Source organism: Hymenobacter profundi (assembly GCF_019334315.1).
Classification (GTDB): domain Bacteria; phylum Bacteroidota; class Bacteroidia; order Cytophagales; family Hymenobacteraceae; genus Hymenobacter; species Hymenobacter profundi.
Window position 1 is genome coordinate 1 of the sequence record NZ_JAHWGL010000119.1, and the last position, 14153, is coordinate 14153.

A 14153-nucleotide genomic window follows, 5' to 3' on the forward strand; every position below is an offset into this window, starting at 1 on the left:
GTTTGCTTACAACGCCTACCTACTCTGGCATGACCAGGTAGGCGCGCATGGCGTCCAGCACTTCGCGCAGGGGTGGGGCAATGGTCATAACCAGCGCTGTGAGGGCGTCGCGCTGGAACTCTTCCTGCCACTGGTCCAGCTCTGCCACAGGCGGTATCAGGTGGTCTACCCCGAGGTGCGTCAGGCCGGGCTTGAGCGTGTGAGCAGCCGTTTTCAAGCGGGTCAGGTTGCCTTCTTGCAAACCCTGGGTCAGCTCCAACAGAATTTCCTCGCTGCTTTCCAGGAAGGTTTCCAGCATAAACGTCACAAACTCCTGGTCGCCCTGTCCAAGCCTGAGCAGCTCGTCTACCCGGAACAGGGGCGGCGCGGGCACCGGTATGGGCGCCGCATGGTGCGGAGCCATCCACTCGCTCACCACCTGCAACAAAGCTGTTTCCTGGAAGGGCTTAGCCAGGTAGCCATTCATGCCCGCCGCCAAGCACTTTTCCCGCTCTCCCTTAATGGCGTTGGCCGTGAGGGCGATGATGGGGGTAGTAATCTGGAGTTGCTGGCGTAGCGCGGCAGTGGCCCCGTAGCCATCCAGCACCGGCATCTGAATATCCATCAGAATCAGGTCGAAGGGCTGTGCTAGGGCCAGCTCCACGGCCTGCTCGCCATTTTCGGCTTCGGTTACCTGCACCTGGGCTTGTTGCAGGAACGTGCGGGCAATCTGACGGTTGAAGCGGTTGTCTTCCACCAACAGCACGTGCTTGTAGCGCAGGTTCTGGCGGATCGAGCTGTCTTCGGGTAGTATCGTTTGGGGTAGCAGGTCGGTGGTAGTGCCAACGGGTAGGCATAGCGAAAACTCCACCACCGTACCCTGGTTTTTCTGACTACTCACCCGCACATCGCCGCCCATCAGCTTCACCAAGTTGCGGCAGATAGACAGGCCCAGGCCAGTGCCACCAAACTTGCGCGTCACAGAGGCGTCTTCCTGGCTGAACTCCTGGAAAATACGCGCCAGAAACTCCGGCTCGATGCCCACACCCGTATCCGTCACCCGAAACAGTATCTCTACCCCAGTGGCCGATGGTAGGGTAGTTAGCACCTGGCAGGCTACCACCACCTCCCCGCGCTCCGTGAACTTGATGGCGTTGCCGGCCAGGTTCAGCAGCACTTGCGTGATGCGGTATGGGTCGCCGAGCAATACCTGGGGTAGGCGCTCATCCAGCTCTGTGCGCAGACGCAGGCCTTTTTCAGCAGCTTTGTAGCGCAGGGTTTGCTCTACCTGGTCTAGCAGCAACGTGGGACCAAACCCTACCTGCTCCAGCGTCATTTTGCCCGCTTCCAGCTTCGAGAGGTCCAGAATGTCGTTGATGATGACAAGCAGGTTTTCGGCTGAGGTGGTAATGGCCTCCCGGTAACTGCTCTGGCTGGGAGTAAGCGGCGTTTTGGCCAGCAGCTGACTCATGCCCAGAATGGCATTCATGGGCGTGCGAATCTCGTGGCTCATGTTGGCCAGAAACAGTTCCCGTGCCCGCACCGCCGACTCAGCCGTGATTTTGGCGTGGCGCAGGGCGCGCTCCGTGGCCACACGTTCTGTCACATCCAGGCCGTAGCCCAGAATTAGGTTCAGGGAGCCATCGGCATGAAAAACGGGTTGCAGGCAGCGCAGCAGGTGCCGGTCGCCGTCGGGCCGCGTGAAGGTTTCTTCATAGGTAACCAGCTCGCGGGTGCGGGCCGCGTGCTCCAGCTGAGCCTGCCGCTCGTGGCCCATTTCATCTGGTCGGCCGGTGCGCTTGAAATACGCGAGATTGTCTTTGCCTATCACCCATTTGCGCATCTCCGGGTCTTTAATGCCGCGGGCATTCACAAACAGATAGCGAAACTGGCTGTCAAATACGCCTACATCGGTAGGCAAATGGTCCAGCACAAATTCGTAGAAGGTCCGCTGATCGACCAATTGTTTTTCCATCCGGCGCTGCTCCGTCACGTCTACCCCCATACCCACGACCATGCGCAGGGAGCCATCGGAGGCAAATACAGGCAGGTATTGCCGTTGCAGGTATCGTTTTTCGCCGGTTATGCCCTCTACTTCTTCCCACATAGCCGCCTTCCGGGTGCCCACCACATGGTCGAAATGCTCCTGCCTGCGTACGGCCACCTCGCGGGGCCGCTGCCGGTGTGCGCAGTAAGCAAAGTTATCCTTCCCGATAACCCAAGCCCGCACCTCTGGCGATGCCATACTCGCTACGTTTACGAAGGAAAACCGGTATGCGGCATCGAATACGGCTACCTGTACCGGTAGCGCATGCAAAATGGTTTCGTAAAACTCTTGCTGCGTAACCAGGGCCGCCTCGGCGCAGCGCAAGGCGGTGGTATCGTGCAGGTACAGCACCGTTTCGGCGCCGGCTGGCTGGGCTGTCGCTTCGTAGTGGCTATCGGCTATTGCAAGTGGCTGCGCGGCCGTATGTGGTGCAGTACGTAGCACATGGAGCAACTGCTCGGGCAATTGACCCTGGGTTGATGCCAGCAACGCACGGCTCTGGTCGTTAGTGGCCACTACTTCGCCGCTGGCTGTGGCTACTATAGCGTGCCCCGGCAGCGCTTGTAGGAGTGCCTGAAAGCGAGCTTCCTGCAACTGCGCCTGCGCCTGCGCGGCTGCCACTGCTTGCTCCAATTCTATGATATGCTTCTCGGCCCATCCACGCCACAGCTGTTCGCTTTCCGGCGAAAAAGACGACTCTGTTGGCACTGTAACATGCTTAGAAGCACTGGTCATAGAATATAAATTACAAAGGAAACTGGCCACAAATATAAGCATAGCTTAAAACATAAATAAGTCAATAATCTTAACCTAAACCATTAATTAATAAAAATTTACGATTTCATATAATTATAATTATTACATTATTTTATATGTATAAAAGTTGCTAATTATAGCATTAGACCTGTCTTCTTATGCGAAAAATTTCGCTTGTAACTACTCGTTAACTGTCTCCTGTTGCCTTGCCATTTTCCTCGGCTTTCTGTGCATACGACGCCCACAGCTGATCTTTGCGCTACCTTTTGCCACGTGCCTTTCATGAAAACACTTGCCTACCTGGCCACCGTATTAGCGGGGTTGCTGCTGACCACGTGCAGCCCTACCCATTCGCGTGTAGCCACTCTTGCCCTTACTCCCTCCATGCTCCTCGATCAGCTAGCCATCGACGTGACGCCCGCCGAGAACCGCGAGTTTTCGTTTACCGATAAGCAGTCGGGCTACTACTACGCCACCACCCACGCCAACGAGCAGCCGGCCTGGCACGCCGGCTGGAACATTGCCACTCACCGCGTACTACACGACTACGAACTGCTACTGGATGGCACCCCACTGGACCGCCAGTCGGCCCGCGTACGCGTGTACCCCTACAAGCTGCAACGCACCTTTGCCGCTGCCACCGAAGAGCTATATCTTTATGATAATCAACGGGTAGTAGGTATCCAGCTTACGAACGTCAACGGGCAGCAGCTCACCTGGCGCCCCGCCGGCGACCTGACGACAGTTGAAGCAGACGCACCCGAGGGCTTGTGGCTGATTCCGAAAGAAGCGCCTACCCACCGCATTCTGGTGGCGCCGTGGCAGCCTGCGGCTATAACGGTGCAAAACGGTGCCTTAAGCACTGCGGCCGCCAGCGGCGGATTCGTGTTGGTGTATGGTCATTCCAAAGACGAAGCGCGGGCATTGCTAGGGCAGTTTCGGGCGCACCACGAGGCGTGGCTACAGCAGCGCCGGCGACGGATGAACACGTTGGTAGCCAACACGAACCCCATTGCCACCAACAGCCCCCAGCTCGACAAAGCCCTACCCTGGCTGCTGCTGACCACCGACGAGCTGGTGACCAACCAGCAGGGCTGGGGCATCTACGCGGGCCTGCCGTGGTTCAACGATTACTGGGGCCGCGACCTGTTCATTTCCCTACCCGGCGCCTGCCTCGTAACGGGGCAGTTTGAGACGGCTAAGAAGATTCTGCTGTCGTTTGCTAAGTTCCAGAACCTCGATCCTACCTCGAAAGACTACGGCCGTGTGCCCAACCGTGCCCGCCCCGACGACATCATCTACAATACCACTGACGGCACGCCGCGCTTCGTTATCGAAATGCTCGATTACCTGCGCTACTCCGGCGACACGGCCGCCATCCGAGAGTTTTACCCGGCCGTGAAGCGCGCCGCCGAAGGCTCGCTGAAGTATTGGGTAGACGCCCACGGCTACCTCACCCACGACGATGCCGATACGTGGATGGACGCCAAAATCAAGAACGTAACGCCGCTTTCGCCCCGCGGCAACCGCGCCAACGATATTCAGGCGCTGTGGTATGAGCAGTTGCAAGCCAGCGCCCAACTAGCCGACTACCTGCACGACGACGCCAGCGCCCGCCAGTGGCGCGCCGTGGCGGCCAAGGTGAAGCAGCAGTTTCCGCAGGATTTTTTCGATGCCCAGCACCCCCACATGGCCGACCGCCTCACCGCCACCGGCCAGCGCGACTTTCAACTGCGGCCTAACCAGCTCTATGCCTACTCCCTGGTGCCCGACCCGGCACGCCGGATGCAACTCACTAAGCTGGTGTGGCAGGAGCTGGTGTACCCGTGGGGCGTGGCCTCGCTCAGTCAGCACGACCTGGATTTCCACCCCTACCACGAAAACTGGCACTACTACCACAAAGACGCGGCCTACCACAACGGCACCGTCTGGCTTTGGAACAACGGCATGGCCATGCAGCGGATGCTGGAAGAAAATCAGCCTGACATTGCCTACCAGCTGTTTGAGCGCATGAACCACCAGGCGCTGGCCGAGGGCGCCGTGGGTAGCCTCAGCGAAAACGCCGATGCCCTACCCCGCCCTGGCCAAACGCGGGGCAAGCCCTCGGGCACGTTCTTGCAGGCGTGGTCTAATGCTGAGCAGCTACGCGTGTGGTACCAGTATTTCCTGGGCATACGGCCCGATATGCTGCGCAATGAAGTCGTTGTTCGGCCGTGCCTACCCTCCGCGTTGACGGATGTAGCCTTTGCCGTGGCTGTAGGCGCGGGGCAGTTGCGGGCGCACTATCAAACCGGGGCTACCAGTACGTACTCCGTGCAGGCGGTGGGCGTGGCGCTTACCATGCGGTTTTCGCTGCCCGGCTTTGAGGAGGTTGCGGTGTCGCTGCCGGCCGGTGCCACGCTGCAAGCGCGACACACGGGCGCAACACTAGAAGTAACCGTAGTTGACCAGCATGGTAAAACTATTCAGCAGCTTACACGCACCGCCAGCCCTACCCTGCAAGCGCAACTGCAAAAGCAGAACATCTTTTTTGAAGGTACGCACTTTGCTGTGCCCTATCTGCAGCCTAATTTAAAGAGCCTCAGCACCTATCATGAGCAAGCTATTAGCTACTGAATAGTCTGCCTAGGCGAAATTCGCCTGAACGCATGAAGCCTCACGTAGTACACTACGTGGGGCTTCTTATTGATAATAAACTAGCAATACGCTACTAGAGATAGACATAATAGATTGAGAGAATCTGATACCTTAGAGGCTGTTTGAGTCTCGTCTATGAACGTGTAGAGACGCATACTTGCGTCTCGTCGCGTGCGCCATCTCGTTCAACGATGAGACGCAAGTATGTGTCTCTACACCCTTTCAACGGCCCACCGGTATAACGCAACCAGCTTTTAGCGGGAGTCACGCCATAGCAAGTGCTCCTGGGTGGCAGCGGTAGCAAAGTCGGGACAGCGGCCGTCGCCGCGGCCGGTGAGGCCACCACTGGGGGCGCAAATGATAGTTAGGTCTTTATCGTACAGGTAATTGAACTGGTCGCAACAGTCGCTGGAGATTGTGTAGACAACCTGCCCGTGGTAGAGGTAGCTGTATACCACGGCGGGCGGATTCTGCTTGGGGTTCTTCTTCAATTCGGCAATCTTAGCCTGAATAGCATTGGGCACGCTGTCGTCTTTACTACATTCTACCAGCAATAGACTCAGGCTCAGCAAAGCCAGCATGGATTTCATAGGTCAATAAAGGCGCTATGCGAAGAATGAGTTACTAATGCACGGTCACGGCCTTGCCGCCGCCAAACTCTACGCTGGCTTCTACCCCTACCATGTACGGCCGCGAGCGGCGCAGCAGCGCCTGAGCTGGGTCGCGGTTGAGGGTAGTGAGGCCGGCTTCGGCGGTAGGGCCGGCCAAGATGGCCCAGGTGGCGCCAGCCGGACGGTACTGTACGCCGCCACCGCCGCGCACCGTGGCAATCACCTGACGGTAGGGCGAATCGGCAGTGCTTAGCGAGTAGTCCCGCGTGGCGGCAGCTTCGTCGGCTACCTCTACCCGGCTACCCAGCAGCAGGTCCACAGCAGCGCCTACCTTGGCGTAGAGCGACACCCCTGTTTTCTGCGAACCGTAGCGAGCAGCCACGGGCACGCCCACCGTGCGGTAGCGGTAGGAAGTGGCGCGCGGCGTGGCCGTGTAGGCCACGGCGGGGCGGGCCGCCACATAATTATTCGCGAAGGAGTTATCCGGAACCGCGTATGCAGCCGTAGCGCGACCGGCAAATGCCGTTTCGCTCTGCGCTACCGACGAAAACGACGTTTCGGAGGAGGCGCGGTACTCGGCGGCTTCTACGCCGGCCAGCAGCACCCAGTGCTTGCCCACAGAGCGGGCCGCCGTGAGGGCCATACGCTGTCCTACCCCAGCGCGCAGGTTTTGGCGGTACTCAGCAGCACCGGTTTCGTAGGCCACGTTTTGCACGCCCCTGCTATCCAGCATTGCCAAGTTGTTGATGGCAGAAGAAGTACTTTGGGCGCTGGCCTGCGCGAAGTTGATGTTGGGGTTGAAAGCCGATACAGCGTGCGAGCCGCCGAAGCGCCAGCCGCCCAACGCTTTATTCTTTTTCTCTTCTTCTCCCATCGGTGGCATCACGGCCGCCAGCATGGGCGGCGTGGCCAGCAAGGAAGGCTTCAGCGTATCGGGGTGAGTGAAGCGGCCCAGGGCCGAGCCCAACCGCGCTGCCCGCGCCGTAAGTAAATCCCAGGTGCTAGCACCCGCTTTGATACTGTAGTTAGCCTCGGTAGTAGCGGGCGTATACGCGGCAAACACCGGCGAGCCGTTGCGCGAGAACGTATTAGCAAACCCAGCGGAAGCGCCGGCACCAGCGCCAACCTGTTGCCCCTTGGTGTAAGCACCCTCCTCCATCAAACCCCCTTCCGGCTGCGACAACGCGGCCAGCAGTTGATTGCTGCCAGCTGTTTTCTCAAGCCCAGCGGCCATGTTCAATTCATCTTCCTGAGCTGCTGGTACAGTTCCGGCTTCTGCCAGGGAGCCAGCTTGTGCCGCGGCAGCCCGGCGCCCAGCGGCAGTAGCGGAATAATCGGTGGCGGTACGGTCGGCGGGGGTGGTGCCGGCTAGTTCTGGGGAGATAGAGGGTTGTAGCTGCTGTACGCCTAGCCAACCGCCCACGCTCAATAGCAGCAGCACACAGGCAGCCGCTACCCAGCGGTGCATCAGTAGCCGCTTGCGGTAGGCTTCGTTTTGTTGAACCAGTAGGTCGTGATCGAGCTGCTCCCACAGCTGGAAGCGGGGCGCGACTTCGGCCTCGCCCAGCTTTTGCCGGAACAGGTACTCCAGGTCGCCGGTAGGCCGGGGGTCCGGAGAGGTGGGGGCGGCTTTATTTGCGGAGGTGCCCATGAGAATGTTGCGCGTCGAGGCGCTCAAGTTTAGTCTTCAAAATAACGCGGGCCCGCGAGTATTGCGATTTGCTGGTGCCCTCGGAGATGCCCAGCATCTCCCCAATTTCTTTGTGGCTGTAGCCTTCGATGGCAAACAGGTTGAACACCATGCGGTAGCGCGGGGCCAACTCTTGCACGATGCTCAGTAGGTCTTCAAAGGCATAGTTAGCCAGTACAAATTCTTCCCCAGCTAGGTCTTCGGGGTAGTCGCCACCGTCGCTTACCGCTACCAGGGGCATGTTGCGGCGGTGCTGGCGCAGGGCGGCATTCACCATAATGCGCCGGATCCAGAACTCCAGCGGGCACTCCCGCCGGAAACTACCCAGGTTCTTAAATACCGTCAGAAAGCCTTCCTGTAATACGTCTTCGGCCTCGAAAGTGGTTTGGGCGTAGCGCAGGCACACGGCCATCATACGCGCCGCAAACCGCTCGTAGAGGTGCTTTTGCATCAGCCGGCTACCATTCAGGCAACCGTCAATCAGCTCGGCTTCGGTGAGTTGGGCGGGGGGCGTCAGGCGGCGCACGGCGGCGGTTGGTGCGGGTAGCTCTTCGGCCGTTTGTCGGCTGAGCAGTCCGCGCAACGCCCCCGAAACCCCAATAGCACTAGCTAGCGCACTCATCGGGCCAGGCTACCAGGGCAGGCAGCAATAGAGTTTACAGAAATAGCTTGAAAGGCGCAGGGGCAGCAGTACGGATGCAACATACAACGCGGAACAGTAAAATAGGAAGCAGATAAAGGGCGTGGCTAACGATTGTGTGTGGTAGATGCTACCTACCCTGGGCAAGGTTGCAAACGATAATATAGTTACGGCATTTTATTTATCAACTCTTTCATTATCAGAATTTTAAAAATAAACTAAATTCAAGTAGCACAACTATATAGCACTATTTAATGTATGTACATATATTGTCTTGCCGGTGGTTGCCGGTTCAACTGTCCTTTTCTTCACTTTTTATTCTGCCCATGAAAACGCTCATCCTATTCTACTCCACGTATGGCCACGTGTATAAACTGGCTGAAGCTATTGCCGAAGGCGCCCGCGAAGTAGACGGCAATGAAGTAGTGATAAAGCGCGTTCCCGAAACCCTACCTCAGGAAGTGCTCGATAAAATAGGCGCCACCGAAGCGCAGAAAGCTTTTGCCCACGTACCAGTAGCCACCCCCGACGAATTGACGGAGTACGACGCCATCATCCTGGGTACCCCTACCCGCTACGGCAACATGTGCGGCCAGATACAAGCCTATCTCGATAGCACCGGCGGCCTGTGGGCAAAAGGTGCACTGGTAGGCAAAGTGGGCGGCGCTTTTGTAAGCACAGCTACCCAGCACGGCGGTCAGGAAACCACCATCCGGGCCATGCACACGGCGCTGCTGCACCACGGCATTATTCTGGTGGGCCTACCCTACGCCTGGCAGGGCCAGATGGGCCACGAAGAAGTAACTGGCGGCACGCCTTATGGCGCCAGCACCGTGGCCGGTGGCCAGGGCGAGCGGCAGCCCAGCGAAAACGAGTTGGAAGGTGCCCGCTTCCAGGGCAAGCACACTGCCCAGATTGCCAAGAAACTGGCTTCGTAAGCCAATGCTTTTTGAGGCGTGAGAGCCTCCAATAAAAAGGCCGTCCTGCTCAGCAGGACGGCCTTTTACTGTTTTCAAACTTCCCTACCCTCACAACTGCTGATACCCCCTCAACCGCTCCAACAGTACTTCGCGGTAGGTGTCGCCAATGGGGAGGAGCTGCCCAGCTACCCGCACTCGGCCGCGCTCCAGGTACTCCACATGCGCCAGGGCAATAAGGTAGGAGCGGTGAATACGCACGAACCGGGCGGGCGGCAGCACTTCCTCGGCCCGCCGAAACGACTGCAACGTGAGCAGCTTACCTTGGGTGGTATGTATCAGCAGGTACTCCTTTCGGCCTTCGATATACTGAATTTCGGTGAAGGCTACCCGGCGGAGCTGGCCATCATGTCGCACCAAAATAGCCTCGGGTGGCGGCTCTACTGGCAATGCGGGAAGTGCTGGTTCGTTGCGCTCTGCGCCGCCGTATACCTTGCTCACAGCCTGCACAAACCGCTCGAACGCCACAGGTTTCAGCAGATAATCAGTGGCGTTCAGCTCGTAGCTGCGCACGGCGTATTGGTCGTAGGCAGTGGTGAAGATGATGCGCGAGGCAGGCGCGGGTAACAATTGAGCTAGGTGCAACCCATTGAGGCCGGGCATCTGGATATCCAGAAAAATTACATCGACGGGGTGCGTGCGAAGGAATGCCAGCGCCGCCGCGGCATCGTGAAACTGGGCTTGTACGGCCAAAAATGGCAGCTGGGCGCAATAGCTAGCCAGCACATCCAGGGCCAGCGGCTCGTCGTCGATGAGGACGCAGGACAGTACACGTAACGCAGAAGAGCTTTCCATAGACTTATAAGATAACGGCCGTGGGGCGTAGCTGCACCGTGAGGGTAGCACAATACGCTTGCTCGGTGGTGCTGATGGTTAACGCATGGCGCTGCGGATACAGTAGCGCCAACCGCCGCCGCAGGTTGGGTAGCCCTACCCCACCGGGCGCTTCCAGCGGAGCTGCTGGCGACGCGGCCACTGCATTGCGCACCGTAAAACACAACGCGCCGGCCGCATCTACTTCCAGATCTAGCCGGATAGCAGGCGCCGGCGCCAGCAAGTGGCCGTGCTTGAAGGCATTCTCAACTAGCGGCAACAGCAGCATGGGTGCTATTGGAAACACGTAGTCGGCACCGGGCGACAGGACTATGTGCAGCTGCACGGCCTCCGCGGCGTTGCCGGGCAAGCGCAGACGCTGCAAATCCAGGAAGCCGCGCAGGTGCGTCAGTTCCCTGGCTAGCGGCACGGTATCGGCGCCACTTTCGTAGAGCACGTAGCGCATAATTTCGGACAGACGCAAGACGGCCTCGGGGGCACGGGGCGAATGTTGCAGCGTGAGGGCATAGATATTGTTGAGGGTATTGAACAGAAAATGCGGGTTTACCTGCGCTTTCAGCAACGACAACTCCGTGACCAGATGCTGGGCCTGCAACTCGCGGCGGTTGTCGCGCTCCTCTAGGTAGTCGACGGCCAGGCGCAGGCTGCCGCTGAGAATTATAATCAGTAGCCCTAGCCCCAAATGGTAGTTGCTGAGCATTCGCACGTGTTCAGCAAGCTTGAACTGCTGCACCCCCTCAGCATAGAATACGCTGAGGCCGATGCGCAACGCGGCAAACACCAGCACGCCCCCTACCACCGCGCCGGCATACAGCACCAGCCGCCGCGCCGGGAGCAGGCGCGACAATACGATCCAGTTAAAGTAAAACAGCGCGCAATCCACCACATCCACCCACAGCGCTTTCAGCAGAAAATGCCAGCCGGTTTCAGTTTCCTGGTAGTACAGGCCAAATTGGCCGTACCACAGCTGAAAATCGGTGAACAGCAGCAGCGCCAGCCACACCACATGGGGCCACGGCCGAAGTGGCAGCCATGCGGGTAACCAGGGCCGTAGCCGGTGGCGCACGGCCGCAGTAGCAGAAAGCGAAAGGGACATAAGCGAAGCACGGGGGTAGGCCGTCACAAATAACAAACTAGCGCTTTATGTCCAGTTAATTTTCAACGAACTAAGCCCACGCCGTACCAGATGGCCTACTTCTTTCAACGAAATCAACAGGCCTAATTAGTAGGACTTTACTGCCTTTTATTGAAGCAATTAGCACTTTGATAAGCCCGCGTAGTGAGTTTATATAAATTTAACATCGTCTATATCACAATTGATCTATGTTTGGCGTTGGCTAGCCGGTGCAACCTAATTTATCCTTTCTGAATCCTTGGCCCGGTTGCTCCTTATCGTGCTCTTTATCGCCTTCCTTTTTATAGTTGTATGAAGCATTACATTACCTATTTGCTGCTTGCCAGCGCACTTGGCTACGGCCATACCGTACAGGCCCATTCGGCGCCGACATCTACGGCCCAGAGCACCTCTACTCGCCTCACAGGCACCGTGCTCGACGAGGCGAATAAGCAGCCCGTGCCGTTTGCCACGGTGGCCCTCCTACCCCCTACCGGCGATAAACCCGTAGCCGGCGCGGCCTGCGACGAGAAAGGCAGCTTTGTGCTGACGGCTCCGGCTGGCACCTACCGGCTGGTGGTCAGCTTTGTGGGCTACACCAGCCGCACCGAAACCGTGACGCTAGGTGCCACCGCCAAGGACATGGGCCAACTAACGCTGGCGGCCACCTCGCAGAAATTAGGCGAGGTAACGGTGGTAGGCGAAAAGCCGCTCGTAGAAGCCCGTCCCGACCGCATTGTATACAATGCCGAGGCCGACGCTACCAACACCGGCGGCACCGCCTCCGATGTACTACGCAAAACGCCCCTGCTGAACGTGGACGCCGACGGCAACGTGCAGCTACGCGGTTCCAGCAACCTGCGCGTGCTTATCAACAACAAGCCCTCGGCCATCCTGGCTGGCAACTTGGCCGAAGCGCTCAAGCAGATTCCGGCCGACCAGATCAAAGCCGTGGAGGTGCTCACTACCCCATCGGCCAAGTACGATGCCGAGGGCACAGGCGGAGTAGTGAATATTGTATTGAAGAAGAACTCGTTGCAGGGCGTGAACGGGCGCGTGGGTGTCGCAGTAGGCAACCGCAACCAGAACCTGAACGGCGCCCTGAATGCCCGCCGTGGCAAGGTAGGCTTCACCAGCAGCCTCAGCGGTTTTTACAACCAATACCCCGGCCGCAGCAATAGCTCCCGCACCGACTACCTGGATGGGGCCATTGGCCAACTCACCCAGAATACGGAAAACAAGTCGCGCGGCGGTGGAGGCTTTGGCAAGGTAGGACTTACCTTCGACCCCACCGAGCAGAGCGGCTTCACGCTGGACTTCACCGGCAACGCCTATCACTCCGTCAACGACCAAGACCTGTTCAATGAGTACCGAGTGCTGCCTCAGTTGGAACAATACAACAGCCTAGACACGCTATACACACGCGATATCCGGCAGCGCACGCCCTCGCGCAACTACGATGTGAGTGCCGGCTACACGCGCACGTTCAAGGACCAGCCCCGCCGCGAGTGGAGCGTGCTAGGGCAGCACTCTGTGAGCCGCTCACGCCAGAACTATACGCTCGATCAGTTTCGTGCTCCCGAATTAGTGGAAAACGGCAACCCGCTGGAATACCAGGAGCGAAGCGAAAACCTGGCCCTGAACCGCGAAACCACCATCCAAACCGACTACGTGCACCCCTTCAAGGGCAAGACCACGCTGGAAACCGGCGCCAAAGCTATTCTGCGTCAGGTAAATAGCGACTACGACTTGGATACGCTGCGCACGGGCCAGCAGACGGATTTCGCCCGAAATGACCTTCGTTCCAATGCTTTCGACTACCGGCAGAACGTGTTGGCGGCGTACGGTAGCCTGGGCTTCAGCCTGGGCAAAAAGTATAGCTTCACGCTGGGCACACGGGCTGAGTACACGGACATCAAAGGTGAGTTTGTGGGTGAGAATGGTCGGTTTCGCAACGACTACCTGAATGTGCTGCCTACCCTAAGCGCCACCCGCAACCTGAAAAAGGATGGGCAAACGCTGGGCCTCACGTATGCCCGCCGCATTCAGCGCCCCCAGATTTACTTCCTGAACCCCTACGTCAACCAGACCGACCCGCGCAACATTTCCTACGGCAACCCCGAGCTGCGCCCCGAACTGACCCAGAACCTGGATGTTTCCTACAACACGTATTCCGAGAAGTCGTCGCTTACGCTCTCGCTCTACGGGCGGCGCACCAACAACTCCATCGAGTCGGTGCTGACGTACAACGATACCCTTGCTCGTAGCGAATCTACCTTCCAGAACATTGCTAACAGCAGCACCATCGGCTCCAACCTCTATGCCTCGGTGCGGCCCGTGAAAGGTCTACAGATAGGTGGCAACGTGGATTTGAATTACGTGCATCTGAAAAGCGTGGCCTTGAACCGCACTAGCAGCCGTTTTCTCTATAATGTCAGCGCCAACTCTTCGTACAAGTTCAAGGAGAAGTACACGGCGCAGTTCTACGCCGGTTACTACGCCGGCTGGGTGCAGCTTCAGTCGCGCAACTCGGGCTACTACTATTATTCGCTGGGTCTGAAGCGCACCTTCCTCAATGACAAAGCCGACCTGACCCTGAATGCCAATACGTTCCTGCAAAGCGGCATCAACTTCCGCAATACCACTACCACCCCCAACTTCGTTAGCCGCAGCAACTTCTTCAGCTACCAGCGCAGCGTGCGGCTGTCGTTCAGCTACCGCTTTGGCAAGGTAGACTCAGGCGCACCACAACGCCGCCGTCGCAGCATCCAAAACAACGACAGCAAAAGCGGCAGCAGCGGCCAGCAGGGAGGGTGAGTAGCGAAGTTGTGAGTTTGTGAAGTTGTGAAATGGTGGATTGAAAAACGT

General features: G+C 58.2%; 9 protein-coding genes. 3 read left to right on the forward strand and 6 right to left on the reverse strand.

The window, feature by feature from the left end; translation table 11 throughout:
* Positions 1–19: 19 nt before the first annotated feature.
* Positions 20–2761 (reverse strand): hybrid sensor histidine kinase/response regulator, encoded by a 2742-nt coding sequence (locus tag KYK14_RS19340; protein ID WP_219161172.1) that lies wholly within the window; start codon positions 2759–2761, stop codon positions 20–22.
* Between the two features lie 303 nt (positions 2762–3064).
* On the opposite strand from KYK14_RS19340, the gene KYK14_RS19345 reads away from it, so the two are divergent.
* Entirely contained in the window at positions 3065–5398 is a 2334-nt protein-coding gene (locus tag KYK14_RS19345; RefSeq protein WP_219161175.1) for an amylo-alpha-1,6-glucosidase, read from the forward strand.
* Positions 5399–5673: 275 nt separating this feature from the next.
* On the opposite strand, the gene KYK14_RS19350 is transcribed toward KYK14_RS19345, so the two are convergent.
* Genes KYK14_RS19350 through KYK14_RS19360 form a run of 3 tightly spaced genes read right to left on the reverse strand, consistent with a single transcriptional unit; the run spans position 5674 to position 8342 of the window.
* Positions 5674–6009 (reverse strand): DUF6970 domain-containing protein, encoded by a 336-nt coding sequence (locus KYK14_RS19350; protein ID WP_246601944.1) that lies wholly within the window; start codon positions 6007–6009, stop codon positions 5674–5676.
* A gap of 34 nt (positions 6010–6043) precedes the next feature.
* A complete protein-coding gene (locus KYK14_RS19355; protein ID WP_219161178.1) occupies positions 6044–7681 on the reverse strand; it encodes a hypothetical protein in 1638 nt (545 codons plus the stop codon).
* Positions 7662–8342 carry an RNA polymerase sigma factor gene (locus KYK14_RS19360; protein ID WP_219161180.1) on the reverse strand — a complete coding sequence of 227 codons (681 nt, stop codon included), beginning with the start codon at positions 8340–8342 and terminating at the stop codon, positions 7662–7664. Before KYK14_RS19360 ends, KYK14_RS19355 begins: the two co-directional genes overlap by 20 nt.
* 344 nt (positions 8343–8686) lie before the next feature.
* On the opposite strand from KYK14_RS19360, the gene wrbA reads away from it, so the two are divergent.
* Positions 8687–9298, forward strand: a complete 612-nt coding sequence (gene wrbA / locus KYK14_RS19365; protein ID WP_185281424.1) for an NAD(P)H:quinone oxidoreductase — start codon at positions 8687–8689, stop codon at positions 9296–9298.
* A 90-nt stretch (positions 9299–9388) separates the two neighbouring features.
* On the opposite strand, the gene KYK14_RS19370 is transcribed toward wrbA, so the two are convergent.
* The gene (locus tag KYK14_RS19370) at positions 9389–10132 is read right to left on the reverse strand and encodes a LytR/AlgR family response regulator transcription factor (protein WP_246601945.1); all 744 of its coding nucleotides are present in this window, start codon (positions 10130–10132) and stop codon (positions 9389–9391) included.
* 4 nt (positions 10133–10136) lie between these two features.
* Complete coding sequence (locus tag KYK14_RS19375; RefSeq protein ID WP_219161183.1) at positions 10137–11267, reverse strand: sensor histidine kinase; 1131 nt, start codon at positions 11265–11267, stop codon at positions 10137–10139.
* Positions 11268–11597: 330 nt separating this feature from the next.
* On the opposite strand from KYK14_RS19375, the gene KYK14_RS19380 reads away from it, so the two are divergent.
* Positions 11598–14102, forward strand: a complete 2505-nt coding sequence (locus KYK14_RS19380) for a TonB-dependent receptor (RefSeq protein ID WP_219161186.1) — start codon at positions 11598–11600, stop codon at positions 14100–14102.
* The last annotated feature ends 51 nt before the right edge of the window (positions 14103–14153 follow it).

Bases quoted from the DNA above. Each gene is read 5' to 3' on its own strand.
- KYK14_RS19340 (WP_219161172.1), bottom strand. From the start codon at position 2,761: ATGACCAGTGCTTCTAAGCATGTTACAGTGCCAACAGAGTCGTCTTTT.
- KYK14_RS19345 (WP_219161175.1), top strand. From the start codon at position 3,065: ATGAAAACACTTGCCTACCTGGCCACCGTATTAGCGGGGTTGCTGCTG.
- KYK14_RS19350 (WP_246601944.1), bottom strand. From the start codon at position 6,009: ATGAAATCCATGCTGGCTTTGCTGAGCCTGAGTCTATTGCTGGTAGAA.
- KYK14_RS19355 (WP_219161178.1), bottom strand. From the start codon at position 7,681: ATGGGCACCTCCGCAAATAAAGCCGCCCCCACCTCTCCGGACCCCCGG.
- KYK14_RS19360 (WP_219161180.1), bottom strand. From the start codon at position 8,342: ATGAGTGCGCTAGCTAGTGCTATTGGGGTTTCGGGGGCGTTGCGCGGA.
- wrbA (WP_185281424.1), top strand. From the start codon at position 8,687: ATGAAAACGCTCATCCTATTCTACTCCACGTATGGCCACGTGTATAAA.
- KYK14_RS19370 (WP_246601945.1), bottom strand. From the start codon at position 10,132: ATGGAAAGCTCTTCTGCGTTACGTGTACTGTCCTGCGTCCTCATCGAC.
- KYK14_RS19375 (WP_219161183.1), bottom strand. From the start codon at position 11,267: ATGTCCCTTTCGCTTTCTGCTACTGCGGCCGTGCGCCACCGGCTACGG.
- KYK14_RS19380 (WP_219161186.1), top strand. From the start codon at position 11,598: ATGAAGCATTACATTACCTATTTGCTGCTTGCCAGCGCACTTGGCTAC.